At 46.5% G+C, this 26,068-nt stretch carries 19 protein-coding genes; 2 read left to right on the forward strand and 17 right to left on the reverse strand.

Annotated features, from left to right (window positions below; genetic code table 11):
• Positions 1–15 precede the first annotated feature (15 nt).
• Positions 16–1,203: a Gfo/Idh/MocA family protein gene (locus LRL21_RS08260; protein ID WP_240415298.1), complete on the reverse strand. Its 1,188-nt coding sequence runs from the start codon at positions 1,201–1,203 to the stop codon at positions 16–18.
• Positions 1,204–1,335: 132 nt separating this feature from the next.
• Positions 1,336–2,217, reverse strand: coding sequence for an AraC family transcriptional regulator (locus tag LRL21_RS08265; RefSeq protein WP_240415299.1), 882 nt, complete (start codon positions 2,215–2,217; stop codon positions 1,336–1,338).
• 104 nt (positions 2,218–2,321) lie between these two features.
• On the opposite strand from LRL21_RS08265, the gene LRL21_RS08270 reads away from it, so the two are divergent.
• Positions 2,322–3,125: a sugar phosphate isomerase/epimerase family protein gene (locus LRL21_RS08270; RefSeq protein ID WP_240415300.1), complete on the forward strand. Its 804-nt coding sequence runs from the start codon at positions 2,322–2,324 to the stop codon at positions 3,123–3,125.
• A gap of 78 nt (positions 3,126–3,203) precedes the next feature.
• Here the strand turns inward: LRL21_RS08270 and LRL21_RS08275 are convergent, their stop codons facing one another.
• The 6 genes from LRL21_RS08275 to LRL21_RS08300 all read right to left on the reverse strand — a co-directional run bounded on the left by LRL21_RS08275 (position 3,204) and on the right by LRL21_RS08300 (position 11,364).
• Entirely contained in the window at positions 3,204–4,229 is a 1,026-nt protein-coding gene (locus tag LRL21_RS08275) for a sialidase family protein (RefSeq protein WP_240415301.1), read from the reverse strand.
• 49 nt (positions 4,230–4,278) lie between these two features.
• Positions 4,279–5,151, reverse strand: a complete 873-nt coding sequence (locus LRL21_RS08280) for a carbohydrate ABC transporter permease (protein ID WP_240415302.1) — start codon at positions 5,149–5,151, stop codon at positions 4,279–4,281.
• Between the two features lie 14 nt (positions 5,152–5,165).
• Positions 5,166–6,122 carry an ABC transporter permease gene (locus LRL21_RS08285; RefSeq protein ID WP_240415303.1) on the reverse strand — a complete coding sequence of 319 codons (957 nt, stop codon included), beginning with the start codon at positions 6,120–6,122 and terminating at the stop codon, positions 5,166–5,168.
• A gap of 40 nt (positions 6,123–6,162) precedes the next feature.
• Positions 6,163–7,731, reverse strand: a complete 1,569-nt coding sequence (locus LRL21_RS08290) for an extracellular solute-binding protein (protein ID WP_240415304.1) — start codon at positions 7,729–7,731, stop codon at positions 6,163–6,165.
• Positions 7,732–7,935: 204 nt separating this feature from the next.
• Entirely contained in the window at positions 7,936–10,272 is a 2,337-nt protein-coding gene (locus tag LRL21_RS08295) for a helix-turn-helix domain-containing protein (protein WP_240415305.1), read from the reverse strand.
• Between the two features lie 192 nt (positions 10,273–10,464).
• The gene (locus LRL21_RS08300) at positions 10,465–11,364 is read right to left on the reverse strand and encodes a helix-turn-helix domain-containing protein (RefSeq protein WP_240415306.1); all 900 of its coding nucleotides are present in this window, start codon (positions 11,362–11,364) and stop codon (positions 10,465–10,467) included.
• 160 nt (positions 11,365–11,524) lie between these two features.
• On the opposite strand from LRL21_RS08300, the gene LRL21_RS45570 reads away from it, so the two are divergent.
• Complete coding sequence (locus tag LRL21_RS45570; RefSeq protein ID WP_275900652.1) at positions 11,525–11,650, forward strand: hypothetical protein; 126 nt, start codon at positions 11,525–11,527, stop codon at positions 11,648–11,650.
• Between the two features lie 142 nt (positions 11,651–11,792).
• On the opposite strand, the gene LRL21_RS46200 is transcribed toward LRL21_RS45570, so the two are convergent.
• The 9 genes from LRL21_RS46200 to LRL21_RS08345 all read right to left on the reverse strand — a co-directional run bounded on the left by LRL21_RS46200 (position 11,793) and on the right by LRL21_RS08345 (position 25,917).
• A complete protein-coding gene (locus tag LRL21_RS46200; RefSeq protein WP_240415307.1) occupies positions 11,793–12,686 on the reverse strand; it encodes an NAD(P)-dependent oxidoreductase in 894 nt (297 codons plus the stop codon).
• Positions 12,687–12,826: 140 nt separating this feature from the next.
• Positions 12,827–14,110, reverse strand: coding sequence for a glycoside hydrolase family 18 protein (locus LRL21_RS08310; protein WP_240415308.1), 1,284 nt, complete (start codon positions 14,108–14,110; stop codon positions 12,827–12,829).
• Between the two features lie 77 nt (positions 14,111–14,187).
• Positions 14,188–15,006: a sugar phosphate isomerase/epimerase family protein gene (locus LRL21_RS08315; RefSeq protein WP_240415309.1), complete on the reverse strand. Its 819-nt coding sequence runs from the start codon at positions 15,004–15,006 to the stop codon at positions 14,188–14,190.
• A 22-nt stretch (positions 15,007–15,028) separates the two neighbouring features.
• Positions 15,029–15,841, reverse strand: coding sequence for a carbohydrate ABC transporter permease (locus LRL21_RS08320; protein ID WP_240415310.1), 813 nt, complete (start codon positions 15,839–15,841; stop codon positions 15,029–15,031).
• Positions 15,842–15,893: 52 nt separating this feature from the next.
• Positions 15,894–16,736 carry a carbohydrate ABC transporter permease gene (locus tag LRL21_RS08325; protein ID WP_420832432.1) on the reverse strand — a complete coding sequence of 281 codons (843 nt, stop codon included), beginning with the start codon at positions 16,734–16,736 and terminating at the stop codon, positions 15,894–15,896.
• A 170-nt stretch (positions 16,737–16,906) separates the two neighbouring features.
• The gene (locus LRL21_RS08330) at positions 16,907–18,232 is read right to left on the reverse strand and encodes an ABC transporter substrate-binding protein (RefSeq protein WP_240415311.1); all 1,326 of its coding nucleotides are present in this window, start codon (positions 18,230–18,232) and stop codon (positions 16,907–16,909) included.
• Positions 18,233–18,388: 156 nt separating this feature from the next.
• Entirely contained in the window at positions 18,389–19,189 is an 801-nt protein-coding gene (locus LRL21_RS08335) for an HAD-IIA family hydrolase (RefSeq protein ID WP_338044595.1), read from the reverse strand.
• A 228-nt stretch (positions 19,190–19,417) separates the two neighbouring features.
• Complete coding sequence (locus tag LRL21_RS08340; protein ID WP_240415313.1) at positions 19,418–19,981, reverse strand: glycerol-3-phosphate responsive antiterminator; 564 nt, start codon at positions 19,979–19,981, stop codon at positions 19,418–19,420.
• Between the two features lie 137 nt (positions 19,982–20,118).
• Positions 20,119–25,917: a glycerophosphodiester phosphodiesterase family protein gene (locus LRL21_RS08345; RefSeq protein WP_240415314.1), complete on the reverse strand. Its 5,799-nt coding sequence runs from the start codon at positions 25,915–25,917 to the stop codon at positions 20,119–20,121.
• Positions 25,918–26,068 lie beyond the last annotated feature (151 nt).

The raw sequence follows: 26,068 nt of genomic DNA on the forward strand, positions 1-26,068 counted from the left end.
TCCCCTCTCCATTCATTACTTGCCAAAGGATTTGGACATATCTTCTTCTTGCGACAAGCTTGCAGCCGCTTTCTTAACGAATTTTGAACCGGCAATCAGTTCCTTCAGCTTGGCTTCAAAGGCATCGGCATCAATCGGAACGGTTACCGTCTGTTTTTGGAACGAGGACAACATAATGCCGTTTGCCAAAGTCAGTGCGCCTTCTCCCTCAACGCCGTGAGCGATAAGCTCTCCGGTACCGTTCAGCAGCCGTTCAACAAATTTGGTAGTCACCACTTGATGACCGGAAGGCTCGCTCATATCGACTTCAATCTCGATCTTTTCGTATTCCATTTTGCTGAACTTTTGTTCGGTTTCATTGGAGTATTTCAGCATGGACATCGGATTCTTGTAGAGAACCAGCTTGCCATCCTCCAGCACAAGCTTGCCGTGTTCACCGATAATTTCCATTCGATTCGTTCCCGGCGACTCAGCTGTCGTCACCATCAAATGCCCGATCATGCCGTTAGCATGTTCAAAGTATGCGGTTACCTCGTCCTCGACTTCGATATTGTGATATTTGCCGATATGTGCATGTCCGGTAATGCTGGCAGGTACACCGAACAACCATTGATACATGTCAAGTGTGTGTGGACACTGATTTGTCAAAATACCGCCGCCCTCGCCTGCCCAGGTCGCACGCCAGTCTCCACTGTCATAATAAGCCTGGGAACGGAACCATGCCGTATTGATCCAGGTAGCACGCGTAAGCTTACCGAGCTGGCCGCTGTCTACAACACTTTTCACTTTACGGTAAAAAGGCAGGGTCCGCTCTTGGAACATGATGGCGAATTCCAAATTCGGGTGCTGCTTTTTAGCTTCCTCGTAGGCATTGATCATACGCTTGGCGTCGTTAAGATGAACAGCAATCGGCTTTTCGCACATAACATGAATTCCACGTGCAAAGGCTTCCAAAGCAACAGTAGGGTGATCATAATGCGGCACGGCAATAATGACAGCATCCAATCCCGATTGCTCCAGCAAATCTTTGTAATTGGTATAAGCTTGCGTATTCAGGTCCTTGGCATAGGAATCCGCTTTTTCCTGAACAACATCACATACACCTGCTATGTGAACATTGCTCATTTCCTTCAATATTTTGGCGTGTGTAGAGCCGATGTTGCCAAGCCCTACTAATCCTATGCTAATTTTACGTTCGTTCACATCAAACATCTCCTCAAATTTCTGTGATATCACGCTCTCTCTCATTGTAAGGGGTGATAAATGCAACTTCCTTGTAATTTTTGATGAATATATAGGAATTATTGACTTAACACCGACTTTACAAATGGAGGGCTATCCCAAATAATTTTTTTGATAATCCCGAGGCAGGGTTCCTACTTTTTTCTTGAACATACGCAAAAAACTGGTGTAATCATTAAATCCACTGACCATACAAGCTTCGGTAACACTGCTGCCCTCTGCAAGTAATTTTTTGGCCAAGGAGATACGTTTGTAAATGATGTATTCATGAATCGTATTTCCGGTATACTTTTTGAAAAGCTTGATCAAATAATATTTATTAATAAAAAATTGCTTCTCCAACTGATCAAGACTCAGATCCTCTCCCAAATTCATCTCAATATAGTCCAGAACGGGAGACAGCTTATGATGCAAATCGAGCCCTTGATCCGTAAGCTTCTGCTCCTGGAACAGGCGGTTGATATGAACGAGAATTTCCATAAAACAACCCATTTTCATAACGGCGTTCCCTAAGGACGGATGGTTTTTTAAAGCATCATATTTCATAAATAAACGGAGCAGCGCGGCTGAATCCGTACTGGTTAGAGAAAGCTTATTCCTTTTCCCGATAGGTCTGTCATAAAAGCAGGATAAAGGATTAAAACCGTCCGTTTGAAACAATGCAGCAAGCTGGGGATCAAATTCGATCGTGATTCGCTCATAAACCACATCGGACGAAAAGGATGGTTTATGGATTTCATGCTGATTCGTAATAATCAAATCACCGAATTGAAGTGGATACACTGTCTTTTCGACAAAGTACTTAACATCCCCTTGAAGAAGAAAATAAATTTCACAGCCTTGATGCAGATGAAAATCAATACTGTGGCTTTTGCGCTGAACATGTAAAAACTGAATACATTGATCGATTTGGTCTAAATAAGTATGTAGCAGTACGATCCCCCCACGAAACATCAATTTAGTCCATATTATCACCAAAAATTACAATGAAATTGCATTTACTATATCATACTCTATTCTTATCAAGAAAGTCATTGATGCATACATGAACATTTGTATAGTTGAGGAGAGAACATCTGATGAAAATCGCATTTCAAACACTGGCAAGCCCGAATTGGAGCTGGGAGGAAACCCTGCAGGCAGCTGTAAAGCTTGGTTACGACGGCATTGAGTTAAGAGGCGTGGAAGGTGAGATGTACTTACCCCGGGCGCGACCGTTTTTACCCGAAAATATAGAGCAAACCTTGTTGGATTTACAACAAAAGGGTTTGGAAATCTGTTGTCTGGACACATCCTGCGCCTTTCACAATGAGGAGAAATACCGTGCCGCCATTCCAGAAGGTAAGGATGCGATAGATCTTGCGGTGAAGCTTCAGGCACCTTACATCCGCGTATTTGGAGATATCATTCCCGAAGGCACTTCCGAGACGGAAATTGCAGGCACAATCGCATCAGGGCTGACTGAATTAGGGCGTTATGCAGAAGGAACCGGCGTAACTGTACTGCTGGAAACTCACGGAGATATTAGTAATCACCGCATCATCAAACAAATAATGGATCAAACCGACAGCAGCAGTGTTGGCGTCCTATGGGATTTTGAGCATCCTTATTTGCATGGGGAAGAGCCTGAACTTACCTACAGAGAGCTTGCTCCTTACATCAAGCATACCCATGTCAAGGACGCGATTAAAGGCGAAAACGGTAAAAAGCTTTGTCTGATCGGAGATGGCGATGTGCCTGTCCCCCAGATTGTCAGCATTCTCAAGGAAAATGGCTATAACGGCTGGCTCTCGCTGGAATACGAGAAGAAGTGGGCTCCTTATCTGGAGGAACCTGAGGTTTCACTGCCCGCTTACATGTCCTATATCAAAAAACTCGTTTAGCTATAAAACCAAAGTCCGGTTGCTTCCCAGGTGGGAGAACCGGACTTTTTGGGAAGCATGATTGTCGACTCTTCAACTCTAGCTATAGACTGCTTGCTGCTGCAAGGTCAGCTGCCAAAAAGCAATTCGTTCCCGCTTCCAGGTATACGTTACAAACAGCTCATTGTTTTTGGCAACAATGGCTGGGTATGAATATTCACCAGGCTCGGTTTCCAGCTTGATTTCATCTGTCCAGGTACTGCCATTGTCCGAAGAAAAACGAATGACAATCGGTGTGCGTGGACTGCTTGTGGAATAACCGGTCACCGGGTTAAAAATAAGCGCCAGCAGCCCGTTGTCCATTTGTACGACATCAATTCCACTGTTGTTGTTGGGCAGGTCTATCGGATAGGCCAAGCTCCAGGTTTCTCCGTTGTCCTCTGAATCGCTGCGATAAATAAAGCCCTCGGTGCTGCGCAGCAGCATATGGACATGCGTCCCGCCTGACGTCCACAATGTCGGCTGAATAAACCCTTTGGCATGTGAATGCAGCGCCCCTACCAGCTTGGAGACCTCCATGGGCACAAGGCCGCTCTGCTTCCAGGTATGTCCGAAATCGTCGGATATATCGACGAAGGCTTCCCAAATTTGCTTGCCCGGCGCATTCGGGTCCTTCCTCTCTATTGAAGCAGGCGCCAATATGGTGCCATTGCTTAAGGAAATCGGCTTATTGCGTACCGGCCCTCGTCCGCCGATATCACCTTCAACAAGCTCCTTCGGCTCCGTCCATGTCTGTCCGCCATCCACAGAATGAATGACCCGCGTAAACCAATCTGTGATTTCATGACCGACCTTATAATAAAGCGTAAGCTTGCGGCCATCATCAAAAAGCACCGGATTCCAATGGGCAATGCCCTCTTCATCTGCAGCTAGAAAAGGTGCTGACCAGCTCTCCCTTGTACGCCGCGACATCCAGATCGCCACATCGCTAGCCTTCTCATGCAGACCTCCGAACCATGCAGCTAGGATGTCGCCATTCGGCAAAACGACCAGCGTAGAAGCATGGCAGCTTGGAAAAGGGCGGTCGTCTTCAAATATAAATTGTTTTTGGGATTGAATATTCATGTAGAATCTCTCCTTTGTATTGTATAATGAAGTAATTGTATGAATAACCTCAGCCTTTAACCGAGCCAACCATCACCCCCTGCACAAAATATTTTTGAACAAACGGGTACACAGCCAGGATAGGAGCTATAGCTACAAAAACGACTGCATACTTAATGTTCTGGGCAATAACCAACGATCCCATAATTCCGCCCATATCCAGCCCTTGACTTGCCATATCGCCTTGAATCACAATATTTCGCAAAATGACCTGCAAAGGAAACAAGTCCTTATCATTCAAGTAGATCAAAGCAGGGAAGAAGCTGTTCCAATGCCCGACTGCGTAAAATAAAATCATCGTTGCTATGATCGGCGTTGACAGCGGCAGCACAATACGGAGAAAAATACGCAGCTCGCCTGCTCCATCAATATTGGCAGATTCATGAAGGGTATCCGGTATGCCCTGAAAAAACGTACGCATCAGAATCATATACCAGACGTTAATCGCCGAGGGAAGCAGAAGCGCCCACATTGTGTTGACCATCCCCAGCTCATTTATGACCATAAAGCGCGGAATCAGCCCGCCGTCAAAGAACATCGTAAAAGCGATCAGCAGTGAGCATACGCCTCGTCCATAGAAGCCTTTACGTGATAATGGATACGCACAGAGTGAGGTCATGGCAAGATTGATACCTACACCGAGCGTCGTATATAGAAGTGTATTGCCGTAAGCTCTCATAATAGAAGGATCGTCAAACACGATTTTATAAGCCTGCCAGCTGATATCGATGGGCATCCAGATAACATCGCCTCTGGAAACGGCGTTCCCTGAGCTGATAGATACAATAAACATGTAATAGAGCGGATACAGGGTTACAAACAGCATCCCAATCATGATCATCAGGTTAAAGGCATCGAACACACCGAATTTTTTCGTTCTCATTGTCCGCCTCCTCCCTACCAAAGACTCGTTTCACTGAGCTTTTTTGAAATTTTATTAGCTGTGACAATTAAAGTAAAGACAAGCAGCGATTGAAAAATGCCAACAGCCGATGCAAAGCTGAAATCACTATCGAGCAGACCTCTACGGTAAATAAAGGTTTGGATCACATCCCCCGTTTCATAGGTGGCGCCGTTATACAATAGCAAAATCTTTTCGAAGCCAACAGACAGAATCTGGCCAAGCGTCAGCAGGAACATGATCGTTATGATAGGTTGAATGCCTGGAAGTGTAACATGGCGTACCTGCTTCCAGCGCCCGGCCCCGTCCAGTGTGGCTGCCTCGTACAGCTGCGGATCTATCGCAGTCAAGGCTGCCAGATAAATAATGGTCCCCCAGCCTACACCCTGCCACACTTCAGAGCTCACGTATATGAAACGGAACCAATCCGGTTTCATCAGAAATGATATTTTTTCCCCACCGAAAAAGGCTATCAGCTGATTGATCAGTCCGTCATGCGACAGCAGATTCACAATGATACCAACGACCACAACCGTGGACAAAAAATGCGGGATGTACGTAATCGTTTGCACAAAACGTTTGAACAACCGCTGCCGCAGCTCATTCAACAGCAGCGAAAACAGGATCGGAGCCGGGAAGAAAAAAATTAACGAATACACATTGAGCAGCAGCGTATTGCGTACCAGCTTCCAAAAATACGGGTCTCCCAAAAAAGCCTCGAAATGTTTGGTGCCTGCCCATGGACTGCCAAAAAATCCTTGAAAAGCATTATAGTCCTCGAAAGCCATTAAATTCCCAAACATAGGGATATAGTGAAACACGATAAAATATAATACCGGAAGCAGGAACATCGCGTAGAGCACCAGATTTTTGCGAATTTGCTTGCCTACAGCCTTTAGCGTTCGTTCCCGCGCTTGTGCGACAGGCTTTGCAGCCTGCAATATGTCTTGCATTCAGTCTCCTCCTTCCCGCAATGCCTGGGAGCTTACTTACTTATTTGCCTACACGAGCATTCGCATCATTATAAATTTTTTCAATTTCCAAAGCGCCCTTATCCGTCAACTGCTTGATAAAGCCGTCAAACTCATTAAACGCACCTTCGTTCATGATGAACTTATCGACATTTTGAGCCATTAGTGTATCGACTTGAGAGCGGAGCTGCTTCAGCTTTTCACGTTCTTCCTTGGTGAACTGAGGGTCTAGCGGCTGGGCAAACAGCTCGCCTCTCGCTTGCGCTTCTTTCACTGTTTTGTCCCATTTCAGCAGCTCGGGTGGCGATACAACGGCTTGCGGCCGGTCATCAGCCAGCAAGGCAAGTCCCAAGTAACCGGTTCCTATTGAGGACTGCATCGCACGAAAAGGGTCCTGCTTATCCTTGAACTGATTGAGCAGGCTGTCATTGATTACATACTCGCTGCCCTTTTTCGTATAATGCGTACCTTCGATGCCAAAGTTAAGCAAGTCAGCACCCTCTTCGCTGTAGAGGAAGTCAATTAGCTTAACTAAAGCAACCGGGTCTTTCGTTTTGGCATTAATTACATGGGCTTCGCTTAAATGACCAGCCGGGTACATACTGTTTCTTTTGACGCCTTTCGCTGTGCCTAACACTGGCAGCAGGTCGAATTTGGCCTGCGGCTCCTTCGCTTGCAGCGTTTTCGTAAAGTTCGTTGCAAACGTAATATTATCGTGGAAATAAAATGATTTACCTGAGCTCAGCTTTTCCTGCCACGTTTGGGCGGTATTAACTGCATAATCAGGGTCGAGCAGCTTATCCTTATAGAGCTTATGCACATATTCCAGTGTATCCTTGAATTCGGGGGTCAACGCTCCAAATTGATATTTCTTTTTTTGAGGATCATAATAAATGTTATACCCGCCGCCAAAGCTGAAGGATAAAATGTCCAGCAGGCTTTTGGTCCCGTTACGGGTTGTCATCGGGTAGGAATCCGGATAAATCTCCTTAAGCTTTTTCAAAACCTGATACAATTCATCGAAGGTCGTAGGCGGTTTGATATTATGTTTATCGAGCAAATCCACACGCATCATCGGGAGCTGGCCGTAGTCAATCTGCCATCTGTGAAGGGACGGGAAACCGTACAGCTTGCCGTTGATCATCAATTTATTAATCTCCGGATTCGATTGCATGATTTTCTTGAAATTAGGCGCGTACTTATCGATGTAATCATTAAGCGGCAGCAGCATCCCGGTATCGGCAAAGTTGGATATATCCGTGAGGGTCACCATCATAAGATCCGGGATATTGTTGGTTGCAAATAATGTCTTTTTCTTATCCTCATAATTGCTCCCTGGTACCGCTTCCAAATCAATTTTGACTCCTGTCTTTACCTCCAGCTGTTTAATAACCACTGAATCCTTAATCAGCGGCTGTGCCGGATTTTCTCCTCTCATCCATTTGACGGTAATCGATTTGGCAGCTTCCTTACTATCACCTGCAGCTTTGTTATCCGTTCCCTTCGAGGTGGGGGAACAGGCAGCCAATGTTCCTGTGGCGAGCATAGAAGACATGAGAACGGCAATCGTTTTGCTGGTTCTTTTTACCATGTAGACTCCTCCTTGTTGTTATTGTTCGGAATAGCTTTACTGTAAGTCCATAAGCGTTATAGTTAAAGTGGCAAAGAGGTACCTCCATGTGCCAAATTTCCAGACCTGATTCAATGTGTCATTCGTCCACCCTGTTCAAATATCCGGATAACCACTACAGCTATGAAGACTTATTAACCGATAGAAAAGAACCTGATTTCACAATCAGGAACTTTCTTGTTCAAGGGTGATTCGATAATCCATCGGGGTAATGCCTTCATACTTTTTAAATAACCGCAAAAAGGTCGATCGGCTGTGAATCCCAACCTTGGACGAAATATCGCCAATTAACAGATCCGTCTCGGTTAAATATTGCTTGGCCTTGTTAATGCGGGTCAAGCTGATATAGTCTGTGAGGTTTTGCCCTGTAGTTTCCTTGAATATACGAGAAATGTATTTGGGCGACATTCCCATTTCATCGGCAATCATTTCGAGATAGAGGTTTTCCGAGTAATGCTCGTTGATATAGGCGACGATTAAGGGAACGACTTGATTCGTTTTACGTTCCGGCTTCGTTGCAGTCTGACCGATAATCCGCTTGTAAAATGTGAGCAGCAGCTTGACTCTTGCATCAAACTCATGCGGCAGCAGCCCTTTACGGGTCAAAGTCAGGTGCTCCTTCTCGGACAGAAAAGTATGGAGATCGAGCTTCTTTCCAGCCAGGTATCGATTGCCGGTACTGAACAGCTCCATGAGCAGTGCGTCCAGGTATTGGTGAGAGGCACCGCGCGCTTTGTTCATTTTGATCAATTCCTCCATACTCTTCTCAAGCAGCTCCATGTCTCCGAATTTCAGACTGCTGATGATTTTATTTTCTTCCAGAAAGGAGTAGTAGTAGTTGTGCTCAATCTGCAAATCGGCGGCGTCCATGATCACCATATCGTCAAAATCAGCATTCGATTTATGACCAATCGCCGTAATGGCTTCATTGTAGGATTTCACGATATCCTGAATGTCGGAGTAGTCCGTACCGACGCCGATCATCAGATCGCAGTATTTGACATCGTAGCCGAACGTTTGCTTAATATTTTCGAGTCCTTTCATCAGCTTGCTCTTATCGTTGCTCGGTTCCAGCTTTACGATACCAACATACGCATTGTGCTCATATTCGATCAAATAGCAGGTCACATGCTGCTGCAGTACACCCCAAATTACCTTTTTTAGCTTCTCCAGTATGATGAATCGTTCTGTATCCTGAATCTCTTCATAGAAAGCATCCCGGAATTGGAACAGCATACAGCAGCATACATAACGGCCATTCTCAAAGCCGACCTCATTCAGCATGCGATAGAAGGATTCCTGATGAACCAGTGGAACGCCGCGTATTAACGAGGTAAACGCATTATCGAGGAACTCGCTTGAGAACAAGCTGAATTTTCGATTAGCCATATCGTTAGTCTCCAGCAATTTGCGGATTCCTCTGCCTATCGCCTCCAGCTCGTTGCCTGTCAGCTCATCATCCCAAAATTTTGTCGTTTCACTCTGAATCAGCACGTCACGCATATTGCGAATCGGATTATATAAGTTGACACTAAAAATAAAGGATAAGATTACACCAAACACGATTAAAAGCAGGCAAATCCAAAAAACAATGCCAAGCACACTGGATGCCTGATGATTGTAGGCCGATTCCGGTGTTATGGAATAATAGGACCACCCGATGGCTTCTGAGGATATATGGGCAACGAGTGAAGGCTGACCTTGCAGCTTCATCTTGAGAGTTGAAGGCTGATCATCCGTTAATCCTGCGGTAATTTCATTAATTTCCGTATCGGTGTATAGTCCCGTATTGACAATCAATCGACCCTGCTGATCCGTAATAACAAAACCGGTATCGGGGAAAAGCGAATTGTCCTTCATCTGCTTCGCCATCGCCTGAACGGATAAATCCGACACCAGTACCGCCATATGTCCCTCAATATACTGGGCAGACAGAATCGGTACGACCTTCTTGCTTGTATCTGACCCTGAGGCACTGACATCGCTTGCTTCTAATACTTCGAAATTTTGATACGCCTGCAATTTATTTTGCCAAAACGATGCGTTATATTTCTCATAACGGCTCACACTATTGAAAAAAAAGTTGAAATCATCGGCCCCGTCGCTGCGATAAATCCGTTTATCATCCATATATAGATACATATTGTCGACATAAGAGCTCACAATGCTCCTGCTGTAGGCAATCGCCCGAATAAGCTCAGGCAGGTTTCTTCCATTGGATGCTACAAACTCCGAATACGGCTGCAGGTTTTGCTGAACGGCATTATTAAACAGTAAATTCATCTGTGTATACTGCGCCATTTCCAGATTAACATCTATTTTCCTGGAGCTTGCCGTCAAATTATTGACCAGCTTGGCAGATACATCCTGTCCCAGCCATTGAAGCAAATTGTAATAAGCAATAAAACCTACTACCAGAATAGGGAGCAGCAAGCATAAGAAGTACATCAGAATTTTGAAAAACAGCTTATTTTTTCGCATCACCTTAATCCAATTATTCATACTCATGGTGCCCTCCTTGCCAACCGTAAGTGGATATTTGAAACAACCGCTCTGATTGTATTGTAATCGATTTCATGCTGAAAATGATGAACCATTTCCATTAGGCTGTTTCATTTGTCCATAATTATGTGAAAGAACATGCTTCATTTCTCCTACTGTGTTTCAAGTGTCTACTTTAGGGGAATCAACGATCTACTTGTTATTCAAATGTGTCCGGTAAAAAGCGCGTCGAAATTCCGTAGGCGTCATCTGCTGATGCTTGCGGAACACTTTCATAAAATATTTTTCATCCTCAAATCCCAACCGATGGGCGATTTCTTTAATCGAAAGATCGGTGCGGCCCAGTTCTTCCTTTGCACGGTCGATTTTGACCCTTTGAATATATTCCTGCATGCTCATGCCCATTTCCTTTTTAAATAAACGTGTCAAGTAGTCGGGGTTGTAATTGAATTCACGTGCAGCATCATCAACCGATATAGGCTTGACAGCATGGATGCGAATCCACTCCAGCACACTCATCATCCTCTGGTGCCTCGAAGTCATTCCTCCTTGAGGACTTGCATAAGCTGCCATCGACTGCTGCGTCAGCTCAATTAATAAAGAAGTCAGCATGTAGTCCGCCCCCTGCCGGGTATAGTAGCGTGATTCCACAATGTGCAGCAGCTGACGAAACAAAATCCCCGCTTTGTCCACCTCGGGTGGTTTAAAAAACGCGGGCAGCAGAACAAATGGCATACCCTGGTCCAAATAAGGATTGTGCTTGTAACGCCCAAGCTCGGCTTCGGTCTGCTTCTCGTCCATGAACTCCATGCTGCTCTCAGGACATTCAAAATGCAGCCAGTAAAAAGAAACCTGTGGGTCCGAATACGCATAACCCCAATGGGTCTGCTCCGGCAAGAGCAGAAGTACACTGCCTGGAGTCACCTCAAACTGCTCATCCTCCTGCTGAATATAGGCAGTATCGCGCAGCCCGAGGATAATTTCAAAGCTGTTTATCGAACGTTTACCGTGAATCCACGGATAACCAGCAGTAAAGTGCCCTGCAGATACGAATTCAATCGGCTTTTCGATCATTGCTTTCCAATAATACATAGTCGGTTTTTTCCACCTATTCTAATAAATTATCCTCAGACAGCAGGATGTTTCCATGATTATCCTTAGTATAAAGCTGTTGATCATGCACGACAACCCATCAAATCCGTATCCGTAAAATTACACCTGTTGGCTAAGGGTAAGTGGAGTGTTATCTCGAATGAAACAAAAGATCAGCTTGGATAACCAGCTGATCTTTAGGAGTCCGGTGAATAAAGAGCGAAGCGGCCAAATGATCCCGGAGAAGCGTCAGCGTTCGCCTTTGTTTCCGTATTTTTTCCGCTAAATATCTTATAAAATCAAAAAATACGGAAACAACAGCGATCGGAGGGATATTTGGCCGCGCAGTGGGGCTTATTCGCCGCACTTTTAGGAAGATGTGATTCGAAGAAATAAGGAGGAGTCCAACATGTGTCGTGGGCATGATGCTAGCTGCGATGGCTGGTTCCTTTGCCCCAGTCTTCGTAGCATTTAACAATCGCACTCATATCTTCATCGCCATACCCATCGTTGCAAGCGACCTGAAACAGCTCCTTGACGGCTGATAAAGCAGGCACCGGAAGCTCAAACGATTCCGCCAATCCACGGGCCAGCTTCAAATCCTTCAGCATTAGCCGAGTCATGAATTGCGGCGAAAAGTCACCGCTCAGCATTTTGGGTCCTTTCATCTCGGCCATGCCGCTGCGCGCTCCGCCACCCGCTACAACCTCAAGAAATAAAGCAGGATCAATGCCAGCTTGGCGAACGAGCGAGATACTTTCGGAAAGTCCAGCTAGCGTAATAGCCACCAGAGCGTTATTGGCAAGCTTCGCTTGTGAGCCTGTACCCTGTGCTCCCATATGTACCGCTTTTTTCCCCATCGCATTAAATAAAGGCAGGCAGCTCTCAAATAATTCTCGATCCCCACCAACGATAAAAGTCAGCTGTGCTTCTTTTGCTTGAGGCTCGCTGCCTGTAACCGGTGCATCCAGCATCTGTACGCCAACAGCTGATAAGTGAGCAGCCAGTTCCAAGCTTGTATCCGGCGAGATTGTACTGCAATCGATAAGTGTCCTGGCACCTGATTGCTGCTGTAGCGCAGGAACAATTCCACCTTCACCCAAATAAACTTCCTTTACTGCACGGTCATCAGAGATCATCGTAATCACGATGTCTGCTCCCTGGGCAGCTTCGCCGGGGGAATCTACTACACGGACGGACGGGCCAAGACCCTCAGTCTTGCGCCGATCTCTATTGTAAACGCTTAATTTATATCCGGCCCTTAACAAGTTGACTGCCATGTGACGCCCCATTGTTCCCAAACCAACAAAAGCAATATTCACTGGATGACCTCCTGAAATGGAATGATGATACCTCTCCTATTATAACCTAAGTAAATGAAAAAAGCCTGCCATCAAGCAGGCCTCATGCTAGCTATTATACGGAAATTCATCTAATTAAAGCAGACGACGTATCGGATTTTTCATTTTTTGATCACATTGAAGTTATCCTCGATGAGCAGCCAGTTCTGAGGAAAGCTTAATCCGAGCTTCCAATAGCTGATCCCCCGAAGGTTTAATTCCTTTAATAAATCAAATTTGGCTTGAATCGATCTTGCGTCCTCAAACCATACGATGTGGGTTTTACCATTATCGTCCCAATAGGTGAAATGTGGAGCCTGCGCCACGTAATCGTATTGAATCGCTGCCTGCCGCTCACGGGCCAAATTAATAGCCTCCTGAGGACTTAAAGCTCTGGCATACGCTCCTCCGGCCACAAAGGGCAAGGTCCAGTCGTATCCGTAGAGGTTTTGTCCCATCATGATCTTGGAGGCGGGAATTTCCGTCAACGCATATTCCAATACTTGTCGAACCGGACCTATCGGGGATACGGCCATAGCAGGCCCACCGCTATACCCCCATTCATAGGTCATGATGATAACAAAGTCGGCAATCTCACCATGGGTACGATAATCATGCGCCGTGTACCACGGACCCGCTTGGGCTGCGCTGGTCTTAGGCACGAGTGCCGTCGACATCAAAAACCCCTCATTATGGATGATATCCGCTGCTTTACGTAAGAAACGATTGTAGGCTTCTCTATCCTGTGGACGCAAATGCTCAATATCAAAGTGAATATCCTTGAAACCAAGCCGCTTGGCTGTTTGAATAATCGTATCCAATAAGGTATCCTGCAGCTGCTCGTTATTCAATAGGGCTGCGCCAAGCTCTGCGCTAAATTGCTGCTCCAGATTGGTTATGACCATCATCAGCGTCACATTGTTATTACTGGCTATGGTCTGGAGGCCACTCAGAGGAGGAGCCTTCAATGTGCCGTCGCGTTGGATGCGGAAGCTAAAAGGAGCCAGATAAGTAAGATGGGGGGCCGCTTGCCGGGCTGCCTGGAGCAGTGGAGGTGCGACCGTATCACCACGAGGCTCGATATAAGCATTAACCTCGACATTCCTGCGCGGCCTCGGTGGAATATATAATCTGAGTCCGACGCTAAGCGGATGGTTCATAGCTAATCCGTTTGCGGATGCCAGCTGCTGCGGTGATATCCTGAATTTATGGGCAATGGTATACAGGCTATCCCCGCTCGTTACCCAATAGTATTGACCCGTGATCGGGATTACTAATGCCTGTCCCACGACCAACGATTTATCCAGCGATAGCTCATTTGCATCTGCAATGCTTTGAACACTTACACCATAAGCCTGTGAAAGCTGATAGAGCGTCTGGCCTGGCTGCACAACCTGAATTTGCATGACGTCCCCCCTTAAACATTCCTTATTAAACATATATTCAATTACATCGAATAATTGTTCGTTTAGCTAAAAAATGTTTAGCGCCAGTGACCAAGCCACTCCTGAGATGATCGGATATCGTTCATATTGCTCATTTCCAGCACCCAGGCACCTGAATAACCGAATTCGTTGGCTATGGCAAGCACCGATTTCAGAGGAACCGTTCCAACTCCCAGTCGCAGATGATCGTCGTGCTGCCCCTGATTATCACTAAGATGAATGCTCGTTATAAACGGCAGCAGGCTTTGGAATGATTGTTCACATTGCTCTTCACCCGTCAAATGCATATGTCCCACATCATAGACAATTTTTACACGACGGGATTGTACGAGATGGATCACCTTTTTCAAAAACACGCTATCTGTTCCTAGCAATCCGGGATAAGGAGGCACATTTTCCAAAGCAAGAATGACTTGTGACCCTTCGGTTTCGTTCACAATCTCCTGCAAAAAGGCAGCTATTCTCAGCGCTGCTTCATGACTCGCGCCATCCCGATCCATGTTGTCGCTGCTCAGCTCGCCGGGGTGAAGCACTACATAAGCACATTCCAGCAGCTCCGCAATCTGCAAAGTCCGAAGCAGCAGCTCCATATTGGACTGAATCAACTCCTCCTCCTCCGCTGCCAGATTCAGATTCGCTATGGGAGCGTGAATCGTCCAGATGATTGATTTCTCATCTCCAAGCTGTTTCAGCATATTCAGTCGTTCCTGCTGCCAATTCAACAATTCACCATGACGCCCTTCGCACATAATTTCTATCGCTGTAAAGCCCTCATTTATTAAATGATTAACCGCCTCATCCAAGGGCATTTCCGCCAAAGCATACGTCGAGATCAAACATTCATTGCCTTTCAGCATGTTCATCATCCTTTCCTGGTTATTACTTCATTCCTGAATGAATGAAGCTGTTCATAAACTGACGTTGAAACAACAGGAATCCGATCATCAATGGTGCGATGACGAGCAGCGTAGCAGCGCTGACTTCAGTCCATTGAGCACCTATTTCGAACGACTGTGCGAATATAGCCAGACCTACCGTCAAGGGACGGTTTTCTACGGAGTTGGTAACAATCAAAGGCCACAAAAAGTTATTCCAATGATAGCTGACCGATACGAGCCCAAAGGCCACATAAGTAGGACGGGAAAGCGGAAAATAGATTTTCCACAAAATCTGCCATTTCGAGTAGCCTTCCATTACTGCAGCCTCATCGAGCTCCGGCGGGATCGTCTTGAACATCTGCCGCAGCAGAAAGATGCCGAAAGCCGATGCAAAATACGGCAGCATCACACCCAGCTTGGTGTCTAGCAGTGACAATTCCTTGAGCACGCTGTAATTCGGGAAAATCAACACATCGGCAGGCACCATAATTTGGATAAGAAACAGCAGGAACACGATATTTTTCGCACGAAACTCCACTCTTGCAAAGGCGAAGGCGGCCATTGAAGCTGTAATCATCTGTACGAGGAATACGCCCACCACGATCAGGATCGTATTCAAATAGTATTGTGCAAATGGCGCAGCCGACCAGACCCGGCCAAAATTATCAAGTGTGAACTCCAGTGAAAACGAAGGTGACAAAGCAATCTGCTTGGGGCGGAATGCAGTTACTGTCATCCAAAGCAGCGGCACCAGCCAGAAGGCGGCACCTATATATAAGAGCCATTGGCTTATGTTCAATTTTTTAAGCAGCATAGGGTTCGCCTTTCTCCCCCTTACGGGAGCTTACTTGGGCCTTGAGGAGGCATTAATGATAATGAATTTTTTTGTCCAATCCAAGGAAATTTAACGCTGCAAACAAGAGAAGAACCCCAATCATTACAACCGTCAAGGTTGAAGCCATTCCCTGATCCCAGAAGCTGAACGCAGATTCATAAATATAATAGAGCAGCAAATTACTGGCGTTGTTCGGTCCGCCCTTCGTCATAATCAGCAGGTGATCCACCAGCTTGAACGAGTTGGTCAAGGCCACAATGGAAACGAATAATGTTGTCGGCATGAGCAGCGGAAAGGTAATTTTACGAAATACCGTCCAGCGTCCTACACCATCCATCTGTGCAGCTTCGTACAGATCCGGGGAAATATTTTGCAAACCGGCTAAATAAAAAATCATAAAATATCCGGCTTCCTTCCAAATTACCATAACCACCATTGCCCACATCACATACTGCGGTGATCCCAGCCAGTTCACATCGGTTTGCAAAAAGCCTTTCATCACTCGGCTGAGCAGTCCGTACTGCGGGGTGTAAATAAACAACCAAATATTAGCTACAGCAATCATCGGAATTAACGTCGGATAAAAAAAGGCTGTCCGTGCCAGGCTTGTGCCCCGCATAACTTTATTGGTAAATACCGCCATAAGGATCGCTAACAGAATCGAGGTTGGTACCGTACCAATCGCAAACCACATATTGTTGGACATGACCTGCCAAAAAACCATATCGTCCAGCATATGCCTATAATTATCCAAACCGTTGAAAATAGGTACCGGTGTCGCCAAATCGGCTTGGTAAAAGCTAAGTCGAATCGTCTTGGCAATCGGGTAGAACGTAAATAGAAACAAAAAGACAAGCGATGGCGCTAGAAGCATCCAGGCAAACGCGTTGGTTTTCCAGCTAAAGACTGATTTTTTGCTGCCCAATTGGGGGCCTCCTCGCATTAATATCTGAGTAAGTCCGTACATCATGAAGCTAAGTAAGGGGAAGCTGCCTGCTGTGCATCCTGCTCAGTGCCGCAGCAGTGCCTCCCCGCTTTCAACAATTACTTATTAAAAGGTGCAAGCGCCTTATCCGCTTCCTCCTGTGCCTTTTGCAGAGCTTCAGCAGGTGCCATACTGCCAGTCAGTACGGCCTGAATCGGATCGTTTAATGCTTTCATAACCTTGCCGTTGTTATGTGTGGATAACTCGGCAGCGGCATATTGCAGCTGATCACGGGCAATTAGAGCTGCAGGGAAATCAGCCGCATACTTCTTCATACGTTCTGTATCGTAGGCCGATTTTTTAACAGCGACATAACCGGTATCGATGCTCCATTGTGCCGCAAGCTCTGTTTCGGTCATAAATTTCACAAATTTCCAAGCCGCTTCCTGCTTTTTCTTATCGATATCCTTGAAGATGTAGAAGTTTCCGCCACCCGTTGGACTACCGAAGCTTTTATTTTTAGGCAGGAAGCTTACACCAAAGTTGAATTTGGCGTTTTTCTTCACGTTGGACAAGTTGCCTGTCGTATGATACATCATCGCTGTTTTGCCTTCCAGGAAGTCAGAAGGTACGGTTCCCCATTCGGTGACGCCTTCCGGCATGACTTTGTCTTTCTTCGCCAAGTCACTCCAATATTGCAGCCCTTGCACGTTCTCAGGAGTATTAAACATGACCTTTTTGCCGTCTTCGGACATCAAGTTTTTACCGTTTTGCAGCGCAAAGGTTTGCATCATCCAGTAAGCATATCCCGTTACCGGAATTTCCAAGCCCCACACGCCGTTTTTGGTTAGCTTGCTCGCATAATCCTTCATCTCATCCCAGGTTTGCGGAGCCTTCTCTGGATCAAGCCCAGCGGCTTTAAACAGATCCTTGTTGTAGTAAAGCACTATGGTGCTGCGTTGAAACGGAATGCTGTATGTTTTCCCGCCGGTTTGCGAGTTCGACATAAATGCCGGATAGAAATCGGACAAATATTTATCGCCGCCCTCTTTGGCAATGAAATCATCCAATGGAATGACTGCGTTCATGTCCAGCAGACTGAACAGCTCGGTAGACTGAAGCACGGCCACATCGGGTGGATTTTTGCTCTGTACGCCTGCTTGAGTTTTGACTGCGGTATCCGCATAGCTGCCTGTATATACTGGTTTAACGGTGATGTTCGGATTAAGCTTGGTAAACTCCTGAGCCATGCTTTCAATCGTAGCCGTCAGAGGACCACCTACCGCAATCGGATAATAGAAGCTAAGCTCGACCTTCTCTGCTTTCGCATCGGTTGGTGCCCCTGCAGGTGCTGCCGCAGATGGCTCGGTTGTCGTTTTGGCGCAGGCGGCCAGCATGGAGACGCATAAAGTAAGACCTATCATTTTTGTTGTCAGGGAACGCATAAGTAAATCTCTCCTTTTTCCTATGATCTTATTTGTATAGAACTGCTTACTTCCGCCGCTTCCACATTCACTGTAACAAATCATTGTGATCCCATGATTACAGCTGTGTGAAGCAGGTGTAAACTCTCATGCTGCGCGTTTGCTGAAATTGACTGCTTATGTCTGTTCATTATGCATGTGCAGGATCGATAATAAGTCATCTAACGAATCCCATACGTAATCAGGCTGAATCGGAGAGTGTACGATATCGCCCTTTGCCGTGACCCCCGTCAATACAAGCGCCGTGTAAAAACCATGATTCGACCCGAATAAAATATCCGTCTCCAGCCGGTCACCTACCATCAGACAACGATCAGCGCTTAGACCGCTCCATTCCTGCACTTTAGCTGCATAATGCTCGGAGGGCTTGCCGATCACAGCATGTGGTGCTATACAGCTTGCTGCTTCTATGGCCTTCACCATCGACCACGTATCAGGGATGACGTCTCCGACAACCGGACAATTCGGATCCGGGTTCGCAGCGATTAACACAGCTCCATTGCGCACTGCCGTCATGGCATGATGCAGCTTATCGTAATCAAAATGCATATCCATACCTACAAGTACATGCGTAGCGGCAAGCGGATCTGTCGTATGCTTGACTCCCTGCTCATCCAGCTCGCTGAACAATGCCGGCTCTCCCACGGCAAATACTAGCGGCTCCTGCTTGCCTTCACGCAGATAGATAGCAGCCGTGAAAGCGGCCGTCACGATTTCCTCCAGGTGCGCCTCAAGGCCAAGCTTGCGCAGCCGATTCACGCAATCCTTACGGGTTCGCGTCGTAGTATTGCTCAAGAACAAAATCTTCTTTCCTGTTTGCCTTAACACAGCCAGCGTTTCCGAGACACTCGGGAGCAGCTGTTCTCCAAGTAAAATCGTTCCATCCAAATCAAAAAAGTAACCATCCCAATCCATCACTTCCGGCAATCTGTGAGCATCTCCTTTCTTGGAACAACACAAAAAACCCTCTATCCATCAAACGGAATCGGCGCGCCTAAATAAAGGCGGTTCCACTTGCTGCATAAAAGGGTTTTCTCTTCGGCTCGTACCCTTGTATATTCGATTAGTTATTACATCTCTACTTTACCAAGCTTCTGTTATCGGAGCATCAAGCAGAAGTTAAGATTTTGTAAACCTGTGACATCATCAAATCCAAAGCCGCTTACTGCCCATCGATACGGCGCTGGCACCAGCCTGTAAAGCCATTGTAATCTCACTATGATCGTGAATTAATCCACCAGCGATAATAGGTATGGAAATCGTATCACAGAGTTTGGTAATCACACGAGGGATCAACCCAGGCATAATTTCAACAGCATCGGGCCCACTCTGCTCAATGTTGTGGATGCCATGCTCCAAAGCCGACGTGTCGATCAAAAAAATCCGTTGGATCGCCATCAGCCCATTTTTTTTGGCATGCTTTACAAAATGGCTCTTTGTGGATATGATGCCTGTCGGCCGCAATCGCTCGGCTACAAACTTCATTACAATCGGATCGCCACCCAATCCCGTAATAAAATCGACGTGCAGAAAAATCTTTTTACCTGCTTGTTGCACTTGTTTAATATAATCCTCCACGGTCAGCAGATCGCCGATCAGCAGGAAAACTACCGGACTGTCGCTTCGGCAGGCTGTTTGCAAATCCTCAACCTTGCGAACCGCAGGAATGATCCGTTTGGGGCCCCAATAATCATGTTCAATATGACTCATTAGCCAACATCCTTTCCAACTCTTACGCCTATTCCAATTTACCAGACTATTGTTTGCGCAATATTAACTTAAATCAACAAAAAGTTTACTTGGACTGTTAGGCACAGCCCAAGCAAACTTTGTATGCAACCCTCTTGCTAGTTAATAAAATTGACTTTGCTTAAGAATCGTTTCAGCATAACAGCGGATTGAGCACGAGTAGCATAGCTTGCCAAATCGAGCGTATCTGGTGTCATACCATTCATCAGACCCGCATGAACAGCAGCAGCTACCTCGGATTTCGCCCAAGCGATCTTATTGGCGTCCTTGAACGGCGCCAAGGTTTCGGTTTGCTGTGCTGCGGAAATCGCTGCATCCACGCTTACGAAGGACATGGCGCGGACGACCATCGCAGCCTGCTCCTCACGTGTAATTTCCTTATCAGGACGGAATGTACCATCCTCGTAGCCGCTGATCAGACCCACTTTAGCCGCAGCAGCCACCTCAGGAGCATACCAGGCATCGGAGGCTACATCGCGGAAATCGCTCTTGGCAGCAGTTGGGCTTATACCTAAGGCACGAACAAGCAGTGCCGCAAATTCCGAGCGTGAGATATTGCGATCACCCTCGAAACGGCTATCGCTAACCCCATCAACCACCAGCTTGTTGGCCAGCAATTCCACGTCCGCTTTTGCCCAATGGTTGGCCAGATCGGTGAAGCTTTTGTTATTCTCCATTACGGTATACATACTGTTGCCATTTCGTTTGAGTGTAGCTGTTGTCTGACCATCCTTCGTTTCGAAAACGGTCGGAACGAACCGGAGTATTTTGGTTTCCGGGATAAACTGTACACCCGTCGCTTTCTTGAAATCGACTTCCTTACCAAGCTTTAACTCGCGAGCCACATAGGTGGAGCCAAAGGTTATAGGAAGTGATTGGCCATTCTTATTGACTGCCTGAACATCAAAATCTACAGCAGTAGAGACTTGTTGTCCGCCTGCTTTCACCACAGCTGAAGCAACTGCTGCCGCCATGCTGTCGTCAAGCTTCTTGATCGTCACCTGGATCGTCAGGTCATTCACACTTACACCCAGCTGTTGTGCCAATCCCGTTAGGTTTAAAGTGGATACTGGCAAATAATACGCAGCGCTGCTATCGCCTGTAATGACTAGCGTGCTTCCGTTTATTTGTGATGCATCCAACAGCCCAGCCGCACTGAGCTCCAGCTTGTCGCCTGTCATATGCACCTCAACTCTGGTGCCAGCAGCAAATGCATTGTGGAGCTGTCCCGCATCCAGCTTGCCATCGACGGCTTCAACCTTAACGGACTGCTTGCCATCACCGTTATTGCCTGTGCCGGATGATCCAGTTCCTGTTCCGGATGTATCCGGTGTTGTGGAGCCTCCGCCTCCTGAACCCGAATTCGACGATCTTTTCACGACTGTAACGGCAATGGAAGCGGTCGTGTTGCGATAAACGACGTCAATTACTGTGGATCCGGTAAGAATCCCACGCATTATACCATTCTCTACAGAAACAATAGTATTGTCACGTGGAGTATATGAAGCGTATTGAGTTACAAGTTGACTATCCTTTGCAGACATATAGGTAACCTTGTCAATGTTCCGATCGCCGCCAACTAGTATCGTATATTGGCTCGGATCCACACTGAGTGTGTAGACTACAGGCTCGGGATTACCACCTCCTGGATTTTCTCCTGGGTTGCCCCCTGGGTTTTCTCCTGGGTTACCACCGGGATTCTCTCCTGGATTTTCTCCTGGATTACCTCCACCTGGATTCTCCCCAGGGTTTTCCGGTTCCTGCCCTTTGACCTCAATAGTGACCGGGTTCGTATAGATATCGTATTTCCGGCTGGCGTCCATAGCGGCTGTATATCTGAGCAGCACATGTGCGGTTCCTGACTTCTTGGCTGTTATTTTTCCTTGATCCACTCCGATGAAATCTTGTCCGTCGATTAGCACGATTTCCGGTGTTACGGTCGATTTGGTGCCTTTGTAGGTTTCGACCGTTGCGTTTAAGGACAAGCCTTCATCCTTCAGCATCACATAGTTGTCTTTCTCCGGTTTGACCGAAGCGGCCCAATCTGCAGCCCACAGCGCATAATCGGTCGTTAACCCAAAGGCTCCCAGCGCGAACAAGTTTTTAAGATCATCCTGGTTATTAATGGTCCACGGCGATACGATTAATCCACGGTGCTTGGTTGCCTCCAGGAAATTCTTGCCGATCCCATAATAGCCTACGTTGAACGTGGCATTAAGACCTTGAACCGTTCTCAGCGCATCACGCAGTGATTTATTGGCGTTCGTTTCATTGGAGCTGATGTTGTTTACGAGCAAGCCCGAAGGCATCTCCGGCATCTGATCAGCCAGCAGCTTTAACTGATTCGAGCTAAAGGACATCGAGTCTACAACTGCTTCGGCCTTCATCTCTTTCAGCAGCTTGACGTAGGCATCAACAGCGGCTGGCGTGCTCGTCTTGATTTCAGCCATAACCATTTTCCCTCTGCTTGCAGCCAGTTCAATCTGCTCATCCAGTGTCGGAATTTGCACATACGGAAAGCCTGTAGGGAACGGCTTATTGGCATTCAGTTTCTTTAATTGCTCGAGTGTAAAGTCCTCAACATTTCCTGCACCATCCGTTGTATGAGACAATTCAGCATCATGGATAATGACCAAACGCTTGTCTTTGGTTACATAAATATCATTTTCAATAAAGTCTGCTCCGTAATCCAACCCGAGCTTGTCGCTTTCGATCGTGTTCTCGGGAGCGCTCGTCGGCATGCCTCTATGACCGATAACATAAGGCTTACGGATTAATGTTGTGTTATTCGAATAAACTTGAAAAGCAGTGAAAGCTTCGTTTGGTGAATCCGTGACGATTCCGTTCACTCCAGCAGTAATCAAGCTGTGCATCGGCAGGCTATGGCCAGTCGCTCCCGCTGCTTCCTTCGACCATACTACGATCAGACGCTGCTGAAGGTATGCCACATTGTCCTTTGAGGCTACACTCTGCGGCAGCAGTGCGATCTTGGCAAGGCTGCGAGTGGTTTGTCTACGAATGTCCAACAAGCCCTCTTGTGTTACATCTTTAACATTGCTGAAATCCATAATACCACGGATCATTGGATAGGTCGTTCTTGCCCTCTTGACCAGATCCCCCTTGTCAGAGATAACAAATGCATCTTCCACACCCTTGTTCTTCAAAGCATCCATCAGCTTATCCACAGTCTGCTCATCCTTGACGTAGAAAGCAGGAATCATCCGGTATCCGATCGTGTCCAGAATAGCGTCAAGAGTTGCAAGTTCTGTCTGGCCTGTTGGATCAGTAGCCTTTAAACCACTGTTCACATGAACCATTACGGTTGCGGGCAGAACAGGTCCTGTTAAAGCGGTCAGGTCCTTCATCGTCTTCAGCTCGGTGACCACAGACGGCGCCATGGAAATCCGGGTTGCGGGTTCTGTTACCTGGACGAATCGTTCGCTCGGCATAGGAGGCAATGCCTCCTGCTGCAGGGTGATACGGATATTATCCACCTTCATTTTACTTCCGTTGGACTGAAGCCCGATTCTTCCTTTCGTATATGCTGTCGCAGCGTTGGTGTCTATCATTACCCGGTTATTAATCAATTGCTGTACCCGACTTCCATGGGTTTTGACTGTATAATGATAAGTTTTGGCTGCATCGATAGCTTCTGTATTCGAGCCTGTCTCCATTACGTTCCATGCATTGGCGGCTGTTCGCTCGGCAAATTCAATCCCATTGGATGCCGTTGCATCTTTCCTTACGGCCATTTGGTAGTAGGGATAGTCATTGTTTTGTATTCTGTACATGATCGAGTGCCATCTGGCCGCATCGTTGGCAGCCAAATGCGTAACATCAGCTTCAATCTTGTAATTACCGAACAGTCCCAAATAATCGGGAAGCAGCACTCGGGAAGGATTATCAGGAGAAGAGCTCGCGTTCAGCTCAAACGCTCCGGATTTTACCACAGCCGCACTGACGGTAGCCCCCTCTTTTCTCGTCCATCCTTGAGGTAACGTTCCTTCTGCGACGTTATCAAAATTCTCTTCGTATAGCGTATATTCAGTATCACTAGCGTTTTTAACGACTAGAGCGATGTTGGCCGTAGCACCATTTGCTGCAGCAGTAAGCGTGTAAACGCCTTTTGTTTGCGCCGTTATTTTGCCATTCGCTACAACAACATCAGGACTGCTGGGAGTCCAGGTTAATTCATCGCCCTTGATGGTGCCCGTTGAAAAGTCATTAAATTCCGCTTTAAAGATAACCGAATTCAGCAGCACATCCTGACCTGCAGTAGCCAAAATATAACCATCGTCATGCTTGATGGATGTCGCCTTAATCCCTGTCAGAGACGGTGTAACCGTAATTTCTTTAGATACTTCCTGGTTATAATAAACAGCTTTAACCATTGCTTTACCTGGTTTGATAGGATAGATTTTGTTGTCTATGATTCTAATAATGCTTTCATCCAATGAATACAGCTTCACTCGTCCATCGGAAGGGGAATCTGTCACTCCATCCGAATAATATACACTGGCTGTTACGCTAGCCGGTCCTGTCAGAGCCTCAAGTGTGCCAGGCATCGTCATATCGAGCCGATCCGCCGTTATTCGGGTCACCTTCAGATTATCGAAGGATACGATACTCTGATCGCCTTGGAAACCAATTGCCCCTCTTTCCGTCAGTTTATCCGGAGTCAAAAACTTGTCCCCTTTGAGATCAAAAGCAGGTGCACTCTTATCTTTAAAATAATCCTGAACATGATTATCGAAGACTCTTACTTTCATCGTATAATCTTTTTTAAGTACGAGTCCCGCGCCCGTAACGGTTATAGGTGAGTCCCAGCTGCCATCAGCTTTTCTGTAGGCAACCTCAATAATACCATTCGGCTTAATAGCCATTTGTGAATAAGGAGGTTTTCCGGTGGAGGGTGCCCGGAACATGATGGAGCCCCATCTGCCCGTATTGAACCATGCATCGAATCGAACATCCGCTTCGATCTCATAATTGTCCCATTGAATCGGCGCAAGAATGCGGCTTTGCGTGCCTGATGAATTACCATTAAACGTCATTCTACCATTGCCATATGTATCTTTCACTACTGAGAATGGGGGGCTTCCGGCATTAATATCCGAAATCCATCCGTCTGGAATTTGACCTGTAGCATAATTGTCGAAATTTTCCTGGAGAATTACATTGTTCAGGCTGCCTGAAACCGGACTGCTGTCCACAAGCGTAATGGTTCCAAAACCGGACGTATCATTCCAGAAGGAAACCGAGTTATAGGCACTCCAGAAGCTGGTTCTATTCTTGGCAGGGTCCGTATCATAACGGTCTGTAGCGCCAATTTCTAAACCCAATTGTTTTTTCAACACCGGGTCAAAATTGATCATATCCCACGGTAATGCCACTTCAAGAGACCAACCTGTAGCAGTTTTACTACTGGCTCTCAATATTTTCTTATCATCCTTGGCTGCCTGACCATTAGCTGCAGCACCATAATGAAACTCAGGTACCGTCGTATTCGGTTTATATACAAAACCCATCTGCATGTCATCGGTCACATAAGGTGTGGATTGATGAAGCTTGGGATCCAGGAACACATTAATATTGTCCTGTTCAAACCAATTCCCCGTTCCGCCGTTGGCAAGCGTGTCGTCATCGGCCTGAATTCCCAAATATAAATATTTATTATCCCACAGTAAGCCGAATTTGCTGTCTTTAAAGGTGCCTTCGCCTACACGCGCATTCAGAGGCTGGTCAATTTTCCAGACGGAATCATCCAGCTTCCCATCTATTACAGGTGCTGTTAACGTCTTCTTCACATCCAGCGATTTTCTCCCTGCATCCGCAGCATGAACCTCGGATGGAAGCATAGGGACTTGAAACATACTGCTTATTAAACTTATTATCATGATTACCACTACATACTTGGCATGCTTTTTTAACGAGTACCTCTTCATAAAATTTCAACCCTTTCATGAGTTCATTTACATACCATCGACATGTGTTCATCTGTTGTTAAGCCCTCGGTCTCCTTCCTTTGAACAACACAAAAAACCCTTT

It is taken from the genome of Paenibacillus periandrae (assembly GCF_022458865.1).
Lineage (GTDB): Bacteria > Bacillota > Bacilli > Paenibacillales > NBRC-103111 > Paenibacillus_S > Paenibacillus_S periandrae.

What these genes read in the sequence shown, in the direction of transcription:
- LRL21_RS08340 (WP_240415313.1), bottom strand. Translation starts at nt 19,981, where the DNA reads ATGAGTCATATTGAACATGATTATTGGGGCCCCAAACGGATCATTCCT.
- LRL21_RS08315 (WP_240415309.1), bottom strand. Translation starts at nt 15,006, where the DNA reads ATGCTGAAAGGCAATGAATGTTTGATCTCGACGTATGCTTTGGCGGAA.
- LRL21_RS08290 (WP_240415304.1), bottom strand. Translation starts at nt 7,731, where the DNA reads ATGGTAAAAAGAACCAGCAAAACGATTGCCGTTCTCATGTCTTCTATG.
- LRL21_RS08285 (WP_240415303.1), bottom strand. Translation starts at nt 6,122, where the DNA reads ATGCAAGACATATTGCAGGCTGCAAAGCCTGTCGCACAAGCGCGGGAA.
- LRL21_RS08330 (WP_240415311.1), bottom strand. Translation starts at nt 18,232, where the DNA reads ATGCGTTCCCTGACAACAAAAATGATAGGTCTTACTTTATGCGTCTCC.
- LRL21_RS45570 (WP_275900652.1), top strand. Translation starts at nt 11,525, where the DNA reads ATGAAACAAAAGATCAGCTTGGATAACCAGCTGATCTTTAGGAGTCCG.
- LRL21_RS08325 (WP_420832432.1), bottom strand. Translation starts at nt 16,736, where the DNA reads ATGCTTCTAGCGCCATCGCTTGTCTTTTTGTTTCTATTTACGTTCTAC.
- LRL21_RS08275 (WP_240415301.1), bottom strand. Translation starts at nt 4,229, where the DNA reads ATGAATATTCAATCCCAAAAACAATTTATATTTGAAGACGACCGCCCT.
- LRL21_RS08280 (WP_240415302.1), bottom strand. Translation starts at nt 5,151, where the DNA reads ATGAGAACGAAAAAATTCGGTGTGTTCGATGCCTTTAACCTGATGATC.
- LRL21_RS08320 (WP_240415310.1), bottom strand. Translation starts at nt 15,841, where the DNA reads ATGCTGCTTAAAAAATTGAACATAAGCCAATGGCTCTTATATATAGGT.
- LRL21_RS08300 (WP_240415306.1), bottom strand. Translation starts at nt 11,364, where the DNA reads ATGTATTATTGGAAAGCAATGATCGAAAAGCCGATTGAATTCGTATCT.
- LRL21_RS08270 (WP_240415300.1), top strand. Translation starts at nt 2,322, where the DNA reads ATGAAAATCGCATTTCAAACACTGGCAAGCCCGAATTGGAGCTGGGAG.
- LRL21_RS08345 (WP_240415314.1), bottom strand. Translation starts at nt 25,917, where the DNA reads ATGATAATAAGTTTAATAAGCAGTATGTTTCAAGTCCCTATGCTTCCA.
- LRL21_RS08310 (WP_240415308.1), bottom strand. Translation starts at nt 14,110, where the DNA reads ATGCAAATTCAGGTTGTGCAGCCAGGCCAGACGCTCTATCAGCTTTCA.
- LRL21_RS08295 (WP_240415305.1), bottom strand. Translation starts at nt 10,272, where the DNA reads ATGAATAATTGGATTAAGGTGATGCGAAAAAATAAGCTGTTTTTCAAA.